Origin of the sequence: Bacillus gobiensis (assembly GCF_001278705.1) — a bacterium.
GTDB lineage: Bacteria > Bacillota > Bacilli > Bacillales > Bacillaceae > Bacillus > Bacillus gobiensis.
Genome location: NZ_CP012600.1, coordinates 4,387,639 through 4,410,482, shown reverse-complemented (window position 1 = coordinate 4,410,482; position 22,844 = coordinate 4,387,639). Strand labels below are relative to the sequence as shown.

Annotated in this window: 14 protein-coding genes and 3 pseudogenes; all 17 read right to left on the bottom strand. The window is 37.9% G+C overall.

Annotated elements, in window-relative coordinates; genetic code table 11:
• The 17 genes and pseudogenes from ptsP to AM592_RS22060 all read right to left on the bottom strand — a co-directional run bounded on the left by ptsP (nucleotide 1) and on the right by AM592_RS22060 (nucleotide 22,817).
• A complete protein-coding gene (gene ptsP / locus AM592_RS22145; RefSeq protein WP_376773412.1) occupies nucleotides 1-1,701 on the bottom strand; it encodes a phosphoenolpyruvate--protein phosphotransferase in 1,701 nt (566 codons plus the stop codon).
• Nucleotides 1,702-1,727: 26 nt separating this feature from the next.
• Entirely contained in the window at nucleotides 1,728-1,997 is a 270-nt protein-coding gene (locus AM592_RS22140) for a phosphocarrier protein HPr (protein WP_053605771.1), read from the bottom strand.
• A 104-nt stretch (nucleotides 1,998-2,101) separates the two neighbouring features.
• On the bottom strand, nucleotides 2,102-2,854 hold the full coding sequence (locus AM592_RS22135) for a sugar ABC transporter substrate-binding protein (protein ID WP_053605770.1): 753 nt from the start codon (nucleotides 2,852-2,854) through the stop codon (nucleotides 2,102-2,104).
• 539 nt (nucleotides 2,855-3,393) lie between these two features.
• Entirely contained in the window at nucleotides 3,394-4,062 is a 669-nt protein-coding gene (gene fsa / locus AM592_RS22130; RefSeq protein WP_053605769.1) for a fructose-6-phosphate aldolase, read from the bottom strand.
• A 45-nt stretch (nucleotides 4,063-4,107) separates the two neighbouring features.
• Nucleotides 4,108-4,374, bottom strand: a complete 267-nt coding sequence (locus AM592_RS22125; RefSeq protein WP_053605768.1) for a phosphocarrier protein HPr — start codon at nucleotides 4,372-4,374, stop codon at nucleotides 4,108-4,110.
• A 36-nt stretch (nucleotides 4,375-4,410) separates the two neighbouring features.
• On the bottom strand, nucleotides 4,411-6,432 hold the full coding sequence (gene tkt, locus AM592_RS22120) for a transketolase (protein ID WP_053605767.1): 2,022 nt from the start codon (nucleotides 6,430-6,432) through the stop codon (nucleotides 4,411-4,413).
• Nucleotides 6,433-6,557: 125 nt separating this feature from the next.
• Complete coding sequence (locus AM592_RS22115) at nucleotides 6,558-7,826, bottom strand: PTS ascorbate transporter subunit IIC (RefSeq protein WP_053605766.1); 1,269 nt, start codon at nucleotides 7,824-7,826, stop codon at nucleotides 6,558-6,560.
• 27 nt (nucleotides 7,827-7,853) lie between these two features.
• Entirely contained in the window at nucleotides 7,854-8,120 is a 267-nt protein-coding gene (locus AM592_RS22110; RefSeq protein ID WP_192841125.1) for a PTS sugar transporter subunit IIB, read from the bottom strand.
• Nucleotides 8,117-10,183 (bottom strand): BglG family transcription antiterminator, encoded by a 2,067-nt coding sequence (locus AM592_RS22105; RefSeq protein WP_053605764.1) that lies wholly within the window; start codon nucleotides 10,181-10,183, stop codon nucleotides 8,117-8,119. Before AM592_RS22105 ends, AM592_RS22110 begins: the two co-directional genes overlap by 4 nt.
• A 621-nt stretch (nucleotides 10,184-10,804) precedes the next feature.
• The gene (locus AM592_RS22095) at nucleotides 10,805-11,878 is read right to left on the bottom strand and encodes a GerAB/ArcD/ProY family transporter (protein WP_225970420.1); all 1,074 of its coding nucleotides are present in this window, start codon (nucleotides 11,876-11,878) and stop codon (nucleotides 10,805-10,807) included.
• Nucleotides 11,879-11,981: 103 nt separating this feature from the next.
• A complete protein-coding gene (locus AM592_RS22090) occupies nucleotides 11,982-13,193 on the bottom strand; it encodes a Ger(x)C family spore germination protein (protein WP_053605761.1) in 1,212 nt (403 codons plus the stop codon).
• 60 nt (nucleotides 13,194-13,253) lie between these two features.
• Entirely contained in the window at nucleotides 13,254-14,804 is a 1,551-nt protein-coding gene (locus AM592_RS22085; RefSeq protein ID WP_053605760.1) for a spore germination protein, read from the bottom strand.
• A gap of 402 nt (nucleotides 14,805-15,206) precedes the next feature.
• A pseudogene (locus tag AM592_RS22080) lies at nucleotides 15,207-18,208 on the bottom strand (Tn3 family transposase).
• A 699-nt stretch (nucleotides 18,209-18,907) separates the two neighbouring features.
• The gene (gene sigJ / locus AM592_RS22075; RefSeq protein ID WP_053605759.1) at nucleotides 18,908-19,771 is read right to left on the bottom strand and encodes an RNA polymerase sigma factor SigJ; all 864 of its coding nucleotides are present in this window, start codon (nucleotides 19,769-19,771) and stop codon (nucleotides 18,908-18,910) included.
• Between the two features lie 42 nt (nucleotides 19,772-19,813).
• Nucleotides 19,814-21,001, bottom strand: coding sequence for an NAD(P)/FAD-dependent oxidoreductase (locus AM592_RS22070; protein ID WP_053606220.1), 1,188 nt, complete (start codon nucleotides 20,999-21,001; stop codon nucleotides 19,814-19,816).
• 223 nt (nucleotides 21,002-21,224) lie between these two features.
• Nucleotides 21,225-21,723 (bottom strand): annotated as a pseudogene (locus tag AM592_RS22065) (GNAT family N-acetyltransferase).
• Nucleotides 21,724-21,727: 4 nt separating this feature from the next.
• Nucleotides 21,728-22,817 (bottom strand): annotated as a pseudogene (locus tag AM592_RS22060) (IS3 family transposase).
• Nucleotides 22,818-22,844 lie beyond the last annotated feature (27 nt).

The following is a 22,844-nucleotide window of genomic DNA, read 5'->3' as shown; positions in this document are numbered from 1 at the left end:
TTAAAATCGATTTTTAATCAAAGAAACGACTTCTTCTGTTGTGGTCATGGAAAGAATGGATTCTACATACTGTTCAATGTCTTCCTTTGATAACTGACTGATTTGGGAACGAGCTTTTAAAATGGATGTAGCACTCATGGAGAACTCATCTAATCCTAATGCAAGTAGAATGGGAATCGCAATTTCATCCCCCGCCATCTCCCCACACATGCCTACCCATTTTCCTTCTTTATGGGCAGCTTTAATCACCATATGAATGAGACGGAGAATAGCTGGATTGTATGGCTGGTATAAGTACGATACCCGCTCATTCATACGGTCAGAAGCTAATGTATATTGAATCAGATCATTTGTTCCGATTGAGAAAAAATCCACTTCTTTTGCAAAAAGATCAGCTATTACCGCTGATGATGGTATTTCCACCATCATTCCTACTTCTATGTTCTCAGAAACAGTTATTCCCTCACATTCAAGCTTCTCTTTTTCTTCTATTAAAATTGCTTTTGCTTGGCGGAACTCATCAAGTGTGGCAATCATAGGGAACATAATTTTTAAGTTTCCATAGATACTCGCACGTAATAAGGAGCGTAACTGTGTTCGAAATATATCCTGTGATTCTAAGCATAAACGAATCGCACGATACCCTAAAAATGGGTTCATTTCTTTTGGTAAATCAAGATATGGAAGTTCTTTATCTCCCCCGATATCTAACGTACGAACCACTACCGGCTTGCCTTCCATTTGCTCTAACACCGATTTATATGCGTCAAACTGCTCTTCTTCTGTAGGTAGCTGGTCACGACCCATGTATAAAAATTCTGTCCGGTATAAACCGACTCCTTCCCCGCCATTTTTCAAAACCCCTTTTACATCTTCAGGTGTCCCAATATTGGCTGCAAGTTCAACATGGTGAGCATCAGCTGACACCGTATGCTCATTTACAAGCTTTGTCCACTCGGCTTTTTGAGCTAAATACATAGCTTTTTTCTCTTCGTATGTTTTTACGACTTCTGGAGTCGGATTTACAATTACCTTGCCATCTATCCCATCAACAATAACTAAGGTGCCGTTTTCGATATGTCCTGTGACTGTTTTCGTTCCGACAACAGCTGGAATTTCCATAGATCTAGCCATGATCGCTGAATGAGATGTACGGCCTCCAATATCGGTTGTAAAACCTTTTACATATTGACGATTTAATTGGGCTGTATCTGAAGGTGTTAAATCTTCCGAAATGATAATAACCTCTTCGAAAATCATACTCGGATTTGCAATCGTGACCCCTAAAAGATGAGCTAATATACGTTTTGTCACGTCACGGATATCTGCGGCACGTTCTTTCATATATTCATTGTCCATGGATTCAAACATAGTAATGAACATAGTTGCCACTTCATGTAAAGCAAATTCAGCATTTACTCGTTCACTTTTAATTTTATCTTTAATAGGATTACTAAGCTCTGGGTCACTTAACACAAGAAGATGTGCAGCAAAAATCGCTGCTTTGTCTTCTCCAAGTTCTTTACGAGCATGCTCTTTAATCACTTCAAGCTCTGCTTTTGATTGCGTAAGCGCTTCTTCGAAACGACCTACCTCTGCATCAATATCCGTTACTACTGTTTTTTCTATTGTTAATTCTGGGGTTTCTAAGCGAAAAGCTTTGGCAATTGCAATACCCTCTGATGCAGCAATTCCAATCATTGTCTTTGTTATATCAATTGTATTTGTCACCATACACCAAGCCCTTCTTGTTGCATGACCATATCAATGCTTTCGATTACTTGTACTGAATCGTACCCTTCAGCAGTGACTTTCACTTTTGCACCTTCAGGGATTCCAAGTGACATCACACCAATAATTGATTTTAAATTAATTTGTTTGTTTTTATACTCAATAAAAACTTCTGAAGTAAATGAAGTAATTGTGTTTACTAATAATGTTGACGGACGAGTATGAAGTCCTGATCCACTTGTAATGGTATAGATTTTTTCGACCATAATTGTAATCCTCCACTCTTGTTGATGAAGATGCGATTAAACTTGCAAATGAATCCGAATTTGGTATTGCATGTCTTGTAGGTACCAATTAGACTGAAATATCTCTATTTTAATCTAGTTGTTAAAAAATCTATTCTTTCTTCCGAATTCTCTTTGATCATAATATCCACTCCACTATCAATCCTTTTTTCAAGTTGGTCTCCCATTATCGCTTTAAGTGCTTTCTCAACGCTTATATATCCCATGTCATAAGGATTTTGAGCTATAGTAGCACTTATCCTTTCCTCTTCAACTTCCTTTAACATCTTCATGGTACCATCCGTTCCAACGACTGGGATCTGAAGCTCTTTTTCTGTAAATTCTTTCAAGGTATCGATCGCAATTATATCCTTAGCAGCAAACACACCATTGATGTTAGGAAACGTCTGCAAAATATTTCTGACTGCTAACTTTACTTCCCCCGATTCGTTATCAGCCGGCAATTCCTTGACAACCCCGATCCCAATAGCTTCCAAAGCATCCCTAGCACCTTTCAGACGCTTAACCATATCAGGATTGACGATAGTTGAATGAATAAGTGCTACCTGACTCCCAGGCTGCAACATAGAGCCCAATAGTGCTCCTGCTTTTTTACCTAATTCATAGTGATCTGTCCCTATATACATTGTCTGTCCATTCCAATCTGCTTCTGTATCCACAAGCAATACAGGAATATTGTTCTTCTTATATTCCTCTAAAATAGGAATAGTCGCAGAAGGTTGAATCGAGGCAACGATCAGTGCATCCGGCTTTGTTTTTAGAACATTTTTTAGTATATCTACTTGTTCTGAGACTTGTGATTCCCAAATCAGGAGCAATCACTTGACCATCTATTTTAAAATCTTGAAAGGCTTTTTTTGCTCCAGCCCCTACTATTTTCCAATACTCTGACTCAGATTCTATTGCTTTTAAAACGACAACAACCTTAGGCTTCTTGTCATTACATGAGAATTTACAATATATATTAATAAAGTAGAAATAGCGACAGCGTAAATAAGTTGAAATATCAAGCGCTTTTTAAACTTAACCATCCATCTACTTCCCCCATAAATTGAAAAGTCAATTACCTATTCCAAAGTTTTTTGAACTGTAAACAGATAGGTCAAAACATCAACAGCCTACTGTCTTTTGATAAGACCTTAGGCTGTCTACTTAAAAAAACTCTTTAAACATGTATTCTTTACAATCTATCTAACTCATTAATGCTACAATTATTTTTATCTAATTTATACAAAGAAGAAATTGAAAATCGAATCTAACCAGGGTTCTTTCTATATATATCTATATTTTATTAATATTTGGTTACTTTATTTCTGAAACCTCTATTAAAAGTCATTCATTAATTCAAGAAAATTATTTATTTGTTACTGGCTTTTTCCCAATCAGTAGAGAATTTCTCCAGCCCTTGATCTGTTAGTGGATGCTTAGAAAGCTGCTCAATGACACTATAAGGAAGAGTTGAAATGTGAGCACCAACCATAGCTACACGAGTTACATGATCTGGATGTCGAACAGAAGCTGCAATAATTTGTGAATCCAAGTGGTGAACACGGAATAATTCAGCAATTTTGGCTACTAATTGTACACCATCTTCAGAAATATCATCCAAACGCCCTAAGAATGGAGAAACATATGTGGCACCTGCACGTGCAGCCAAGAGTGCTTGGTTTACAGTAAAGATAAGCGTAACGTTGGTTTTAACACCTTTATCTGCAAGATAACGGCAAGTCTCTAAACCAGCTAATGTCATAGGAAGTTTAATTGTAACTTTCTCATCCCCGCCGTTGATTTTGATTAGCTCTTCAGCTTGAGCAATCATTTCTTCAGCTGTCACAGCATCAGGAGTTACTTCAGCCGATACAGATTCTACACGTGGAACTGCTTGGCAGATTTCTGTAATACGATCTTCGAATTTCACACATTCTTTCGCCACTAAAGAAGGATTAGTGGTAACCCCTGATAAAATCCCCAAGTTATAAGCCTTTTTAATGTCCTCAACATTTGCTGTATCAATAAAAATTTTCATATTACCCTCCATATTTCATTTGTATTATTAAATTTAAAATTGATTTTATACACCTAGGCCTTCTTCTTTCATCTTTTCATCAATACTTGATATCACTTGTACTGCATCATATCCTTGAGCAATTATTTTAATTTTTTCCCCCTGTGGGATTCCTAGTGACAATACACTCATAATGGATTTTAAATTCACCTGTTTTCCTTTATACTCAAGTATCACTTCTGAAGAAAATTGCGTAACCGTGCTAACTAATAAGGTCGCAGGTCTTGCATGAATTCCAGAATCGCTAGTTATTGTAAAGATTTTTTCAACCATTTTTATCCCTCCGTCTCTTAAAAAACACTTTTCATTTTATAAGTGTAAAGACTTCAATAATTCTTTTACTTTTGACACCACATTCTCTACGGTAAAACCGTATTCCTTCAAGACCTTGGATTCTGCACCCGAAGCACCGAAACGATTAATGGCTAACACGTCCCCATGGTCTCCTACATAACGATCCCACCCTAAAGATGATCCCATTTCGATTGCTAATCGCGCCTTTACATGGGACGGAAGAACCAATTCTTGGTAATCCTTGGATTGGTTTTCAAATCGATCCCAAGACGGAAAACTAATGACGGATACAGGGATGTTTTCCTTGGCCAATTCACTCTGTGCTTCTAAAGCTAACTGCACTTCTGAACCCGTTGCCAACAAGAGTGCCTGCGGTGTATCAGTTTCAGATTTGGAAACCACATATGCCCCTTTTCCGACGCCCTCATAGGCATGTTCCTTCGTTCCAGCTATTGTAGGGAGATTTTGGCGAGACAAGATCAGCGCCGTCGGAGTTTCAGTAGATTCCACCGCGATTTGCCAAGCCGCCACTGTTTCATTTCCATCTGCTGGACGAATCACGCTAATATTCGGTAATGCTCTTAAAGAAGCAAGTTGCTCAATCGGTTGGTGAGTTGGACCGTCTTCTCCTACCGCAACACTGTCATGCGTAAAGACATACGTGACTGGCAAGTTCATTAAGGCTGCTAAACGAATCGCAGGACGAAGGTAGTCCGAGAATACAAAAAATGTACCGCCGAACACCTTAAGACCGCCATGAAGAGCCATTCCATTTAACGCTGCCCCCATTGCAAACTCACGTACACCAAACCAAATGTTACGTCCAGCGTAATCAGTTGCAAAAAAATCACCAGCATCTTTAATAGTTGTTTTGTTTGAACCTGCTAAATCAGCCGATCCTCCAAAAAATTGCGGTACTGCTTTTGCAATGGCATTTAATGCCTCACCTGAAGATGCCCGTGATGCTAAGCTTGTCCCACTTTCATACGATGGTAATTGATCTATCCAGCCTTCAAGCAGTTTCCCTTCGATTGAGTTATCTAATTTTTTCGATAATTCAGGATACTCTTTTTTATAGGCAGCATATAATGTATTCCACTCTTCTTCTTTCCTTTGCCCTTTCTCTACTACAAGTGATTGAAAATGTTTATACACCTCTTCAGGAACATAAAAGTCTTCTTCAAATGTCCAATTATATGCCTCTCTTGTCAGCTTAATTTCTTCTTTTCCAAGTGGTGAACCATGTACATCAGATGTACCCGCATAGTTTGGTGAACCATAACCAATCGTTGTTTTCACTTCAATCAATGTAGGCCGATCTAGATCATTCTTTGCTTCTTCAATTGCTTGATTAATTTCAACTAAATTATTACCGCCTTCTACACGAATTACTTGCCATCCGTATGCTTTAAAACGATTTTCTACACTTTCAGAGAAGGAAAGGTTTAAGTCTCCATCGAGTGAAATATCGTTTGAATCATATAACACGACAAGTCGTCCTAATTTCAGATGTCCTGCTAGTGAAGCTGCTTCAGCAGAAACACCTTCCATCATATCTCCATCTCCGCAAATGCTATAAGTAAAGTGATTAATTAGTTCATAACCGTCTTTATTAAATGTTGCTGCTAAATGACGTTCAGCCATCGCCATCCCGACTGCCATTGCAATTCCTTGTCCAAGTGGTCCTGTAGTTGCTTCTACACCAGGAGTATGTCCAAATTCAGGGTGTCCAGGTGTTTTACTACCCCATTGACGGAAATTTTTAATATCTTCCATCGATAAATCATAACCAGATAAGTGTAATAAGCTGTACAGTAACATCGATCCATGCCCAGCTGATAAAACAAATCGGTCTCTATTAAACCATGTTGAATTATTTGGATTATGATTCATATGATTTGTCCATAATTCATATGCCATAGGAGCTGCTCCCATAGGTAGACCAGGATGTCCTGAGTTGGCCTTTTCGATGGCATCTATTGATAAGGTACGAATCGTATTAATTGCAAGTTCATCCATTACATTAAAATTATCCATAAATATCAACTCCTCTTTTTATTAATTTATTAGAAAACGTTTACTTTAACTAATAAGTAAACGTCTACGAAGCCAACTAAACTTAAAATCTCGAAATTCTAACTCTTTGAAGCTACATTGTTGTATTATGCCCCTCCAAATAACTTCAAAATGGATAAAATAAGTATTCCAATTATCCCAAAATCTGAATCACCAAATGTTGTGCCTTCAAATCCAATTTCTCCCAAAAATGCCAATAAGATAGCCGGTAAAAAACTAATTAGGATTCCATTAGCAAATGATCCTAACATAGCCCCACGTCGACCACCAGTAGCATTTCCAAACACCCCTGCTGTTGCACCAGTAAAAAAGTGTGGTACAAGTCCTGGGACGATTACTTTTAAACCAACAACAGGTAGTAAAAACATAGATATTAGACCAGCCGCAAAACTTACTAAAAACCCAATGATTACAGCATTTGGTGCAAATGGAAAGATAGTTGGTGCATCCAATGCAGGTTTAGTATTAGGTGCAACTTTCTCTGCAATTCCCTTAAATGCTGGAACAATTTCTGCAATCAACATACGCACTCCTGCTAGAATAATAAAAACCCCTGCTGCAAATGTAATAGCCTGCATGAGCGAAAATACAATATAATTAGAACCAGCTGATAGTTGTGATTCAATATAATCTTGACCCGTGAACAACGCTACAATAACAAAGAATAAAACCATTGTAAGTGATACAGCTACTGAAGTATCTCGTAGAAATCCAAGGGATTTAGGAACTTTAATTTCTTCTGTTAATTTCTCCTTGTTTCCGAAATATTTTCCAATAGCGGCCGATAAAAAGTACCCTATTGTTCCAAAGTGCCCTATTGCGAAATCATCACTTCCTGTTATCTGTCTTACAAATGGTTGTAGCATCGCAGGAAATAACACCATACATAACCCTAAGATAATAGAACCAATAATAACAAGTGGAGCGCCTTGCAAGCCTCCAACAGATAATGTAACAGCAATTAAGCAAGCCATAAATAATGTATGATGCCCAGTTAAAAAGATATATTTAAATGGTGTAAAGCGTGCAAGTAGAATATTAACAATCATCCCGAATACCATAATAAGCGCAGTGGAAGTTCCAAACTTACTTTGAGCAGCAGCTACAATCGCTTCGTTGTTTGGGATAACTCCTTGAACGTTAAATGCATAATTAAACATTTGACTAAATATATCGAGTGAGCCAATAAGAACCCCTGCACCAGCTCCAATAATGACAAATCCCATTACTGTTTTTAACGAACCAGATACAATATCTGCAGTGGCTTTACGTTGTAATAACAAACCTACAAGAGCAAAAAGTCCTACTAAAATAGCTGGTGTTCCTAAAATATCTTTCATAATAAGTTCTAACATCTTTTTTACCCCCTCTTTGTTTTGTTTTTAGGATAGATGAGACTCTAGCTTAGATTTAATTTCTGGAATACTCATCATATTTTCTAATGTAACAATAGTACGAGTTCCATCATTCAATTGTCCTACAATATCCGCAGCACCAATGAAAAGATCTGCTTGAACCGTTTTTGCTGACGTTAAATCCGTATGATCTACTTCTGCTGTTTTTCCCATTTCTGTTAATGCCTTTTTTATATTCATTTCCATAATAAAACTGCTTCCTAATCCATTTCCGCATACAACCATAATTTTCATGATGCTTCCTCCTCTGAATATCTCTTAATGTAATCTAATAACACTGATTTATCTGGACTTTGTAAAATATCCTCGATGTTAGATGGTTCACCTAACATTTGTGTTAACTGAACTAATGCACGCAAATGTGACTCACTATCTGCAGCAGCCAATACAATAATAAGCCGAACAGGTTTATCTGGTGCAAAGTTTACTGCTTCATCTAGTCTCAAAAGGCTCATCGATAAAGAACGTACTCCCTGCTCAGGACGCGAATGAGGAATGGCTACCCCTGGAGTAATAACTACGTATGGTCCGTTAACTTCAATTGATTGAATCATGGCCTCTACATATCTTTCTTCTACGGTTCCTAATTCTACAAGAGGTTGCGATGCAACGCGAATGCCCTCTTTCCAATCAGAAACACGGGACTGTAATTGAATAGTTTGTGATGTGAGTAATTCTTCTAACACGGGTTTCTCTGCCTCCCTTAATGAATGCTTATTTATTTTTTGTGTAGGAATATAGATATGTGATTGAAGAGCTTTTTCAAGTTGACTCGGTTCATGAATTGTCGCATATTGAGAAATAACTTTTAATAAGTAAGCAACGTCCAAGTTCTGTGTTGTATATCCATACAACTCCTGCATCACTTGCTGGCGCAGCTTTTGCTTGTCCTGCATTTCCAAAATGGGCGGCACTACAAATAACACTGCTTCTGTTCTAAGGTGCACAGTTGAAAACACCAGATCATATGATAAAATGTAATTGGCTGCATCTCTTATGGATAAAGCATCTAAAAATAAAATATCTGGGAACAATTCCCGTAGGGTATAGATTAAGATATTACTAATACCAACCCCATTTGGGCACACAACAATAGCTCGCTTTCGATCGTCTAGTGTAGTTCCTTGTCTTCGAAGCCATCCTCCAAAGTGGACAGTAAAATACGCCACTTCATCTTCTGGAACAGAAAAACCTATAGCTTGTTCTACTGGCCACAAGGATTTTTTCGTGAGATGATATAGCTCGGGATACACCCTTTGAACCCTCTCAGTCATTGTATTTATAATCGAAATGCGATACTGAATACGGTAATATGCGGGTCTAAAGTGCACATACAACTGTTGATACAACAGTTCCTTTTCATGCAATTGTATGCATGCTAACTTCTCAAACTCTTCCATAATTTTTCGTAAGAGATCTTGAATGACATTATCCTCTTGTAACGGGGATACATCTCTCGTTCGATTCATACTTAGTAGGTGTAAAGTTACATACAATCGTTCAGTTTGATTCCAAACAGATTGAAAGGCATTCGTTTGCGTCATTTGCTCAACCAATTTGTATTCCTTAGTAGAGGTCAACTCTTCCCAGCTATCAATAGAGTGCAATCCTTCTCCTTTTCCAATTAGCTGGTCTGTACATAAAAACAAATAGGTCAACTCTTGTAGTCGTTCATCAGTAAATGTAATGCCTAATTGCTTCTCAATCTGTTCCAATTGCAACTGTATAGAACGAATTAGTTCTTTTTGATCTCCCCATATGCATTCAATAATGAGATTACTACTTGTACTATGCAATACATCATGTATGATCTGTTCTATGACATATCTCTTTGTACTGCTATCCCCTTTTATCAAGTAACCATTCTGCTTGGAATATTGAATTTGAAGTTGTAGTAAGTGCACCTTTTCCTTAAGCCGTTGCAAATCCTTCAATACTGTATTGCGAGAAGCTCCTGTGATGTACTGAAAGTGATATACAGATAACGGCTCCCTACTGAGTAAAAGCATAAGATAAAAGACCTTTTCTCGATCCACCTCAGAAAACACATAGGTGCGTTTAGTTAGATTTACTTGCAAATTCTCATCCCGAATTTTATCAGACAAGTAATATCCAACTTTCCGATCGTAGCCAATAGGTTGATATCCATGAGATTGAAGCCAGTCGTTAACTTTTCCTATACCATATTGTAGCTGTCTTCGAGTCAGAGTGGTTTGTGCTTCAAGTTCACCCATCTTTAGAGGGGATGATTGTTGTAATAATCGTAGTAAGTTTGCACTTCGTTCATCGAGAATCATCTTGTTGTCCTCCTCTGTCTCTACAATACATTACCCTTTGCGAAAACTGTATTGTTTTTGAGTCCGAATATTGTCGAATGAACTGCACAACAATATACTCTATATGTTGTAATAATACATAGCAGCCATTTTACTAGTAGAGATTGCTCAATTGGAAACAGAATTATTGGGATTATTTTAGTGATATTGCCTCCTCTTTACCGTTAGTCATGTATGCTACCGAAGCAGCAGGACAGATTATGAAAGAAATTCAGCTCTTACAAGGGGAGATTAATGGATCTGTTTAGTAATGTGAGATCGCATAAAATCAATCATAATGGTTAAATTACGAAAGGAAGCTTATTTCCCACTTCTTTAAATTTCAAAAGAAAAATCCTATTTACTTAGGGAGTGTGATTTTTTGAAGGTATTATTTATCTTTCTACTATTCCTTTTACTTATTCATCTTGTGGATTTTACTTTTCAACTTCTAGTTGGAATTAAAACGGATATTGCTATCTCAAGTATTTTAAGCCCATTTCAGATGATGGATACGGCACAATACATCATTTTAATTTTTTTAATCCTAATTTTTCTGATTAGCATTATTCCTTTCTTTAAAAAAAGGGGCCAAACAAAGAGTTAGCGCGATCCAAAATACCTACGAATTAGTGCTACTATCAGCAATAATAATGGAACGACGGCCGAAACCGGGACGTGAATATAAGGAGGGAGTAACTTTTGTCCAATTTTTATGTGTTCAGAAAAACTCCCTGAAACCGTCAGTGAAGCTAATAATATGATAATTCCAATAGGAAAAATAAGATTTTTATGGTTTTTTATTCTAAATAAATCTGAAATACAAATAACAGTAGCATAGAAAAAAATAATGACCTTAAAGAAATTACCTATAATAAGTGTGAGGAGGACAATAGGATCTAAGCGCTCTATAAATTCCATAAGCCTTACTCTTCTAATAGTTTCAAATAGTGGAAAGTTAGATCTGGTAAAACCATCTACGCTAAGAACTGAAATATTCAAAATAGCTGTCAAACTTAATATGATTGCACTAAAAAGAATAGCAGAAATCCCCACCTTCTTTACCGAACCTGAGTTATTTAGATAAGGAAAAACCAAAGTAAAAGATAACATTTCAGTCCACGGGAATGAAAATAAATAAGGAAATGCAGTGATAATGACTGGCTTCCATCCGTATTCTAGAACGGGAAATAAGTGAGATATATTTATTTTCCCTGATAACAAAACGGAGATAATCCCCAAAAAACCTAAGAAGAACATCATCACAAGGTAAATTTCCGCCATCCTACCTAGAACTTCAATACCAAGGTACAGTATATAAATCATAGTAAGTATCATCATTACATGGATGATAAATAATGGTGTTTTATCGAATATAGTTGTACTAAGCAAATCCCCATAATCACGAAGATCTCTTGCGGCTAAATGGAAAAAATCCATAATAAAGATTAATCCTAATAATGTTCCAATCCATTTCCCTACGATTTCTCGAGCATAACCGGTTAAGGGGAGATTTGGATACAACTTGTGAAGGGAGCCATATACAAGAAGTAGCAAGACTCCAGGGATTGCACTAAGTAAAATAGCCAGCCAGGCATCTTGTTTTGCACTTGCACCCAAATTCACCACAAGGGCCGTCCCAAGATCAAATAATACTATAAGACAAAACAATTGCAGCGAGTTAATCTTTTTATTTCCTATTTGAGTCTACCACCTTCGTATTTTGGCATACTGAAAATTCTGTTGCCTGTTATCAGTTAGAGGTTTCACCTGAATCGAGTTATTTGTTTTTAAGAGGTGTGTTACGTATGCCGGATCGGCGAATATACACATCGGTCTTTATCTCAGCCTCGATTTCGGCAAAATCCTGATTCCAATCCTTCTTTAATTTTCCCCACTGTTTAGGATAGGATTTATGAATAGATGCTCCAAAACCAAAAGGATCCACTTGATAACTTTTTGCGATATCAATGGCTGAATTAGCTTCCTTTTTAATCAGTTTTTCCACTTTCTCTTGAATCCAGACTAATTCATCAGGATTCATAAAATCAACGTAGCACCCCGTTTCCCCTATACTGGCTTCCGCTTTTATCATAACTAGAATTTTAGTTTTTCCATTTTTTATTTGAGGTCGTACAGACGTCTTTGAACGGATTATCTCAATACTAATATTATCTTCTTTATTTTTACAGTTAACCTTAACCAGTGTGCTTTTAACCTTTCCTAGGACCCATAACAGACCTCGAGCTTGATTATCTTTTAGCCAACCTTGCAGCTCTCCTCCACGGAAAAGGGCAATTCCATCAGATCCAACAATGGCTTTCGGTTCAATCTGTTTAATGTTGTCACTCTTTGCTTCCTGAGGATTTCCAATCAGCATAATCCCCCCAATAAAGGGTTCTTTGCCTTCGAGGGCAATCGATTGAATTACCTCATCAATATCAACTTCTATATTAAAAGCCAACTTCTCTTCAGTCACCTTAACTTCTTTTAATAAGTTATTAGATGGAATCTTCTCCAATGGCGCCATGATATCGAGAACAGTCTTTGCATCGTTTCCTTTTACGATTAAAATGGTTGTTAGAGGACGCATTTCATGATCTCTCTCAAAAAAATCCATAAAGTCTTTGAGACCATCCTTTGCTACCTCTTCACTAAAAATAAACAGTTGTGAATGAGGAAAAAACAATTGATTTGGTGTTTTTTGTGATGCACGACGTATCGCTTCAAATAGTGTTTCTCCCTTTTGAGAAATGATAGTCACAGTGGCCTGTTCACCTCCCCCTCCCCCTTGTCCAGAAGAAATTTGACGAGGGATAACAATCTGAAAAGTAAAAAGATAAGCATCATCTTCCGGCGCTTTATCTACCCCTATACTGGTGACCAAGGCAATTTCATCTAATTCCCTTTGATTCCAACATCCTGTAAGGAATGCACTGACAAATAGGATACATAATAATAAGAACATAATCCTCAACCAATTGCTTGTCATATCATCATCTCTTTACAAATGCTCAAAGCATCGACTGAATTTTTAATTTACTTCCTTAAATCATTTTCCCTTACTATTCTCCTTATTGTCATGATCTAGGAGTGTAAACGGAAAACGGAGTATAGTATCCTTCTGTTTCTCTAAATAAAAAGGAGCAAATGGAGACAAATAGCAAACCCCAAATGAATATAAGCTACATAAATGCGCTACCATTATAAAATATCCTAAAGTTATTCCATAAATCCCTGAAAATGAAGCCAATATCATAAAAATAAAACGAAGTATCCTGGTTGTATTCGACATGCTGTATGAAGGAATAGCAAAACTTGAAACAGCTGTTAATGCGACTACGATGGTCATTGTAGGGGAAACAAGACCTGCAGATACAGCTGCTTCACCGATTATTAAAGCACCAGCAATCGAGACTGTTGGTCCTATAGCTCGAGGGATACGGATTCCAGCTTCCCTCAAAATTTCAAAAGTGAATTCCAATAACAGAGCCTCAATCATAACAGGATAAGGAACCCCCTCACGTTGGGCCATCAGACTGATCAAAAAACGTGTCGGGATGATTTCTTGGTGATAAGTAATTAATGCAATATAGAACGGCGAACTGAATATAGAAAAATGAAAAGCGATATATCTTAATATCCTTATTAAACTGCTGATATCATAACGTTGGGTATAATCCTCAGATGTTTTAAAGAATTCGGAAAATACAGTAGGGACAGTAAGAGCAAACGGGGTTCCTTCTACAAAAATTGCTACTTTACCTTCCAATAAATTCCTTGATAATTGATCAGGTCTTTCTGTATTGAACACAGTAGGGAATGGAGTAATTATTTTATCCTGAATAATCTCTTCAATATGTCCAGATTCTATAATTGCATTAATGTCTACTTTACCTAGTCGTTGCTTTACATCAGTTATAAGTTGGGCTTTTGCGGTACCTTCTATATACATGAAAACTACATCGGTCTGAGACATATCACCGATTTGAATCTTTTCTATTCTTAGATTTCTATTTTTGATTCTGCGACGAATCATAACCGTGTTGGAGCGAATAGATTCAATAAAACTTTCTTTGGAACCCCTTACCACTGCTTGTGTTGTAGGTTCGGATATAGACCTATAATCACCGCCTGTTGTACTAATATTCAAAGCATTATTATTACTATTAAATAGGACAATTGTATTTCCATCTAATAAGGATGAAACAACATCCTTCCAATTTATAACAATTGTTACGTGACCAATTGTTAAGGCAACTTCTTTTGTTAAATAAAAAATATTGTCTTCATAAGATTCTTTAATATCGCCTGTTTGGAATAATTCAAACATTAAAGAATGAGAGTGAGTAATGAATTCATTAACAAGTTCACTGTCTGCCAAACCTTCAATGTAAATCGCTGCCGCCTCTTTTGAAGTTGATTTGCCAATAATGAACTTCCGAATGACTAAGTCACTGGTATTCCCAAACTCCTGTTTAATCGTATTTAAATTCTCCTGTAAATCAACACTCAGTTGATTTATGTTGAGTTGGAAATCATCAGGATTGTTAAAAAGAATTTTTTTGTTTTTCCTCTTAAATGTTTTCCTGAAATTATACATATTATTCCTTCCCGTCCTACACCATATTTTTTATATTATTTGCATTAATATACTTTTTTATTCGCTGAAATCTTGAGTTGGGTTTTTAAAGGGTTCTGGTCAAAAATCTGTTAAAATTGTAAATACTAATAGGAGGACCGAAACGATTCGAGGAATGAGGAACCATATGCGAAAAATTTCCAATTACTATGTATTATCTTTTTCCATTTCTTTTAGTTTGCGATAAAACGCTGCACGAGATGTTGCGAATAGTGGTTGTTGTTCCTTTTTTCTTATTCAAGGAAAGGGCGTTTTCTGGAGTAAGGATTGCACTCTTTTCGTAACTAAATTTTCATTGCAAAAACCAGCTAATCTTGCCATGATATTAGCTGGCTTTTTTGTCACCGATCAAAACAATGAAAACTACGACACTTTCAACTTAATAGGTATTCGCTGATCCATATTGAGTTTGAAAATTCCATAAGGATTCACATGATTATAGAATAAAGGCGTTAATCCTCTAAAATCTTCAGGAGTCATTTTCTTCAGCAAATATTGGTTGTTATCAAATAGAACCTCTTGAACCATTAAGGTATTGATGTAAACTAAGCAGTTTTGAAGCAATTGGAGCGATAATGCAGACACCTCTTGGTCTTCTAGAGAATTGGAACGAATCTCACTATTTTTTCCGTAAAAGATGTAGTTATTAACGGAGTTCCAGTGTTCAACGGTATTTAGCCCTTCATGGATCTCTCTACGAATCTCTTCATAGTGTAAATAATTACACAAGAAGATAGTTTTGATTGCTTTTCCCAATTCACATAAAGCCTGATAGGTTGGATGTTTCGTATCTCTGGTAAATCGCTTTAAAATCGATTCTGCTGATGCAGTTCCTAACCGTAGAGCCGTTGCGTACTTAATGATCTGTTCATACTGCTGACGGATGAGATCCCAGTTAATCGGTCTACTTAAAACTTCCTGTAAATGAGGATACTCCTCATTCATGCCAACTTCCGGACGATATAGCTTTTGAGAACCAATATTTTTGAAGCGTGGCATCAGTTTAAAACCAAGTAGATGACAAAAAGCAAAAGCAACGACACTTTGTCCATGCGTGTCGACATAATTTCGGTCTACTTCCATGTCCGTACAATGACGAAGGACCCCTTCCATCATAGCTGCAACTTCCGAAGAAAGGCAGGACTTAAGCTGAGAATAAATACAAGCTGACTTTCGATCTGTATGCCAATAGATCATGACTTCATGTCTCTTATAACGAGGATGCCATTCGGAAAGCAAGTTTTGATCCCACGAACCAAAATGTTTTGAATCTGAAGCACATGCAGTGGTAGCTTCCCCCCATACTTCTTTCATTCGATTGTAGATGATATTGTTGGTAACCTCCGCATTAGCTTTACGCAAATGATCTTTATGTATAAATTTATTACGAATATATCGAAGTTCCCGATAACTATCTGTGTTGCTACCAGCAGAGACAGCTTTCAGACCTGTATTGGTTCCCAGTCCATATAAACTGAGAAGAAGTCGACGTTGGATCGTTTTTCGGTCTAAAATCTCTCGTTCCGCCGTAGTTTTAAAATGTTTAGTAAATCCTGTATGAAAATCTGTTTCTTTTAACAAATCTAATAAGTTAATATCTGACCATCGATTCTTGATTTCATATTTGACTTGAGTCAAATGTGGAGGATCAGGCTGCTTCTCTAAAGGAGAAACTCGAATCCAGCCTTTATTATTTTTTGTCGTAATGACAACTTGCTGATTACTGTTCTCTTTGAATCCTTGATTCAATAGAGTTAGTCGATCCTTCATTAACCGTATGATTTCCGAAATAAACAAATCTGCTTCAAGAGGTACTTTCAATGCTTGAAAATGTTCTTCTTTACGTTCTTCAAAATCTTGAGGTAAGTCTTCATCAGGGTTTCGGTATCGATCAGCACCCTCAATCCACACTTCTTTACAACGAAGTCGAGTTCGAAGTGATTGGAGAACAGCAATTTCATAATTGATTCGATTTACCCTTTCAATTCCTTTGCTGTCTGTCTCGACAATGACGTCTCTCCATTTTGGCTGAATTACGCCTTCAATGGGAACTTCATCTCCAGCAGCAAAATAACGTTGCCCACTTTCTCCATACTCCCGAATGAGTTGGATAGCCTCAATAATCGGCTGATGAAATTGATTATTTGATCAAAAGTAAGGTTGTTTAAAATTTTAGAAAGGGAATTCCGATAATGCCCTTGGTAAGAAGAATGCATTTTCGTATAGATTTTTTCTTTGTAATCCCGGTTATTTTTTGTCATGTCCTTAATAATATCTCTAATCGTATCAGAGCTAACAATGGGGAATAGAGTATTTTGAATGACCCCTTCTGGGTGATCTACTGTTGCTTTTAATAAATTGACAATATGTTTATTTTTCCCTTGGACTCTTTCTAATTCTTCTACTGCTTCTTTTCGGGTTGTGTTCTTGGCTTTATTTCCGAATTTAAGCGTAATTTCATCCAATAAATCAGCTAAATAATCAATAACTTCCTCATGACGATGCGAAAATAAAATGGCAAGAAGGGTATAGCGAATGGGTGCTGGGTGAGCACGCAATTCCGTTACGGTTTCTGTAGCTGCACGAAGTCGATATTTTTTTACTAGTTTAGGAGACATCTGTTTACATAAACCATCAGGGATTTGAAGATGTTGAATGGCTAATAGTTTTCTGATTTCCATTTCCATCGTACTTACACTTGGTTTGCCTGGAGAGGATAGTAACTGGCGAAAGGTTAAAATGTCGTTGTTTTCTTCATCAGGAATTTTAGCTTCGATATAACCATCGGACCCTTCATCAGAATGGGATTCAAGAAAGGCATCTAATCGTGAACAGGTCTTTGGAGAAAGTTGCTGATAGGTCATTTTATATAAATTCTTTTCAAAGTTATCGATAGCAGATTCAATCATTCGCTTCAAACTTCCTACGGAAGGTGGTTCAACTTTCCACGTGCGAAAAAGACTGTATGATTGGGTTTTCAAGTAGTCGGTATCATGTGTAAACTGAACCTGTTCTTCTAACCACTCTGCAAAAAGATGATTGTCATTTGCAGTAAGTTCTCGGAATCCAAAAAGGTTACGTATTGCCTTTCGATGTTCTGTATAACTTCTTTCTTTTCCACCCCAACCATAGCTGTCAAAAAAATCTTCAACCGAGGCATCTACTTGATCAGCTAAATGTTGAACGACATCTTTGGGTACATCTTGCTTCTTGTTAGGAAATTGGGCTTCCTTTTGAAAATATTTAAGAAGGACAGCAAACCCTATACGGTTTGCACTTGTTTTCTTACTCAGTACTAAATGATTTTCATTTGGTAATAAACTAAAATGTTCGTCGAGTTCTTTTTGATTCCAATTTCTCTTCAATGGTTTCCCTCTTCTCGCTATGTCATTTTATAAACAGTATAAATTTCGACATAGCTAGCTATCAACAATACTTATCAAAATTATCAAAAAACATTTTTACTTTTATTGGAAGTAATCTTGCGGACTAGAGCAGCTACCCTGTCACTTACCCTAAAAGAGTCTGCCTATCGAATCATTTCGTTTATGCTCCGAATAGAAGGTAGGGATATTTATGACCAATTCATCCAATAATCGAGATCGTTACTCTGTATGATTGCACAATTACAAGGCTTAAATAGTAGCCTGGGTACTCCTTTAGTAGTATTCAGCTTTCCCTTCTGCAGGAAAGAAGATAGCAAAATAAAAGAGGTTCGGCAGGATTTCCCGCCGAACCTTTGTAAGTCTGAATTATCCAATTGAACCTTCCATTTCGAATTTGATTAGTTTTTGTTTTTCAAAACATTTCATTACGTTTCTAAACATTGATGCAATAAGCTTTTTATAAATTCTATGTTCATATCGTTTCACACTTTTTAAAATAATTGTGGGTGATTTATGGGTAAAGAATGAAAACAGACCTCAGAAACTAGAGGTCTGTTTTTCTAATGTGTGTTAAATGAAACAGAATGGGGATTTACTTATTCAACAATCGCACCCGATTGCTGAATAAGCCAAAATGGTTACTGGGATATCCTTTATTTGAGGTGAATCATCTTTATCCTAAACACGGGTAAACTTATCTGGATTCCTTACAGCGTAAATGCTAGCAACCTTTCCACCGCGAGATTGTAGCAAAAAAACGGCCACGATTTCATTTCCTGCACGGACGATGATACCAGCCTCTCCATTTAGAGGGACAATCTCAAAGTGAACCTTTTCTTGAAAATAGAAAGCTATGTCTTCAAACCCTTTGAGTAGAACGCGAGCCACTTGATTTCGCATTTGCACTGGACGCTTGAATGCAGTTACTTTTCCGCCTCCGTCGGCGATAAACATGACATCTTCGGTTAGCAGAGACAGCACATGATCGATATCCCCTTGCTCGAGAGACGCCAGGAAATGGCTAACCCATTTTGAGTCGACCGCTTCGGTTAAAACGGCCCCCTCCTCAGATAGCCCTATTTTGCTTTTTGCCCTGCTCATCAGCTTGCGGCAATTTGCCTCTTGCTTATCGAGTAGTTCCGCGATTTCGGAATATGGGAAGCCTAATGCTTCACGTAGAACAAAAACTGCCCGTTCCGTCGGCGTCAGCCGCTCCAATAGTACAAGCATGGCATAAGAAAGCAGATCGCGGCGAACGACTGTCATCTCGATCGTTTCCGACTCTGGTGTTCGAATCGGCTCGGGTAGCCATGGGCCGACATACACTTCCTTCTTTTTCCGTGCTGACTTTTGAAGGTTGAGACAGCGATTGGTTACCATTTTGCATAAATACGCTTTTGGCTCTTCCAAGTGCTCCAGACGTGCATCATACACCTTGAAAAATACGTCTTGTACCACGTCTTCTGCATCTGCCACAGAACCTGTCAATTGATAAGCCAGTGTGAACAGCAGCGCTCGATATTGATCGTATAGTTCCTCCATTCTCTGTCTCCCCTTTCCGGGCACTTTGAAATATTATCTTCGTTATAAAAGCCTACTACCACCATCCCAGGCAACTTTTCTAATTTTCCATGCAATTTTTCCCGTTAAAATCATATTCATTCCCCATTTGTTTCCCCATACCAATCCACGATTTTCCCCTAAACCCATGCAGAAGACATCGACCATCGATTTGTGAACCGGCGCAGTGCGTCCCTCTAGATCAGCTACCACAACTTTCCCTAATCGTTCTGCCTGTAACGAACCATCTCCGCATCTCATCCGATCCACTTTGCCAGTCTTCGGGTCGACTATTCTCGTACAGTCGCCAATGCTATATACGCCTGGTGCACCTTGAACGCGATAAGATTCATCCACCACAACTTGACCATCCGAAGTAAGTGGTAAGCCCATACTGCGCAGAGCAGGATTTGGTATCAGACCAATTGTCCATATACACAGGCTAACCGACAGACGATCTCCATTGCTAAGCGTCACTACTCCTGCTTTTTCCCCTAGCACTTTACGGTTATAAATCACTGTCACTCCAGATTCGCTAAGTATTTGATCCAATTTTCGTCCAACTTTCTCAGGAGCTTCCATAAACAATCTCTCCTGTGCACTTAGCAAATAAACCGAGATATCAGACGGATTTAGCCCTAGTGACGATGCTTCTTTCTGCATCTCTAGCACCAACTCAGCGGCTGTCTCAATTCCACTGATACCTGCTCCCGCAACTGCGACTGTCATCAGTTGTTTTCTCTCTTTTGGATCTGACTCACGAACCGCCTGCCGTAAATTAGCGCGCCAGCGTTCGCGGATGACTGCCGCAGTATCCAGATCGTTCAAAGAGATGCCCCCTTGATCAGGATCAGGTTGCCGAGCGACGCTACCAACCGCTACAACTAAAAGGTCATAGCTCATCTGGACACTATTTCCTTGCACATCCTCATATTGAATCTGCTTTTTCTCACTATCTACAAACGTAACTGCACCTTGGACAAATTCGACCCCCTCAAAAAACTTATAATGTGTCCACGGAACGACAATATCTTCCTCACATACGGCTGGCCGGAACAACAGTATTTTGCGCACATGGCCAGACTGCTTATCGATCAAAACAAACCGAATTCGACGTCCGTTCGCTATCCCACGAGTTTTTTCCTTTATTGCTTTGAGCGCTCCAAGCCCAATATGGCCGCCTCCGATAATGATACATGTCAAGTCTTTCATCATTCCTCAGCTCCTTTTTTACGTTTCATCCATATAACAAGGTAAGACTCTGATTTGTGACATTGGAAACGAACGAATGAACATTCTGGCCCAATTATTGAATAAAAAAGGAGAGCTGTTATCAGCCCCTCTGGATCTTCAACTAAAGCACCCGTTTGTTGAATAAACGAAAGAAAAAACCAACCAAAAAAAGCTGGTTTTTTTAAGCTCAAATGGTTCTACGTTATTGATTAACATAAAATTGTTCAAGCTTCAGAATAAATTCTTCAACATCCTTTCCTCGAGCGTTGGAAAAACCCTTATCCTCAGAGGTAATTCTAAATCCGCATTTTTCCAAGACCCGAATGGAGGCAATGTTGTCTTTGGCGGCACGAGCAAAAAGCGGGCGTATCTTAATATAATTCAGAAACTCAGATAACGCCTTAGTTGCAATCCCCTGACCCCAATATTCTTTTCCAATCCAATAACTGACTCCAGGTTCACCGAACTGTTCAAAGTTCGAGATGTGACCCGAGACTTTTCCATTGAAAATGATAGTCTTAATGGTAATAGTCTCGTCGGCTATAATTTTTGTCCAGTGGTCCATAAATGTATCCTTATCCGATGGGTCCTTAGCTGTGAAGGCAGCGATATAGTTCGCGGTAGAATCGAGTTTCTTGCTCGAAGAAGGTAGGGATGTCTTCCTCTGTGACATCTTGGTATGTCAACACTAAACTGGGCAAATTTTTAAAGGTGCATTAACTTGAATCCAGACGGTGTTTGATAGTCCAATGATCCATGTATTCGGATATTATTAAACCAGTTCACGTAATCAAAAAGTTCAAGGTCAAGTTCTTGCTGGTTAGAGAAAACCCTTCCATGAATGAATTCGGTTTTGATTGTTTTAAATGTTGCTTCAGCGACGGCATTGTCATACGGTGTACCTTTTTCACTCAAAGATCTCTCGATTTCAAACGTTTCTAATACCTCATCTATGTCTTGGTTCTTAAACTCTTTGCCACGATCTGTGTGGAATAATTTAAGGCTCTTTAAATTGTATTTTACTGTGGCGAAGGCGCGTTGTCCCAATTCTGCATTCTTTTGTGGTCCAGCGCTGTATCCGATAATCTCCCGATTATATAAATCAACTAATATACAGATATAATGCCATTTCTGCTGGACTCGAACGTATGTTAAATCACTCACAATCACTTTGAGTTTCTGGTCTTGTTCAAATTCTCGATTTAACACATTTTCTACTTCCGACTCATTACAGCTTGTGACTGTATACTTCGAGACAAGACCTTGCTCGTTCATGATTCGTCCAATACGACGTCGTGAGACTTGACACCCAAGCTTTTCAAGCTCTTTTTGATCTTTCTCTGTCCATAAATATTTCGGCTGTTTTTAAAGATATCTATCACCATATTCGTCAGTTCTTCTTCATTGTTCTCACGAATTTTGGATTCATAATAATACGTACTTCTTGGAAGTTGCAGGACGGCACACATTGCTGATACCGAGTATTTGTGACGATTATTTCTAATCACATCTACTTTCGTCCCATGATCAGCGCAGCTTGCTTTAAAATATCGTTTTCCATCATGAGCTTTTGATTTTCTTTACGAAGTCTTATTAACTCTTCTTGTTCAGGGGTACGATTGTCTTTTTCTTGAAAGGAACCAGATGTCTGGTGTTGACGAACCCATTTATCAAAGGCCGAAGGCGTCAGGTCATATTCTTTGATAATTTCACTCCTTGGTTTACCTGAAGCATGCAACTGAACAATTTGTTCTTTAAACTCTTTTGTGAATGTTCTTCTTTCTCTTTTCGTCATATTGATTTCCTAAGTTTTTATTTGAAT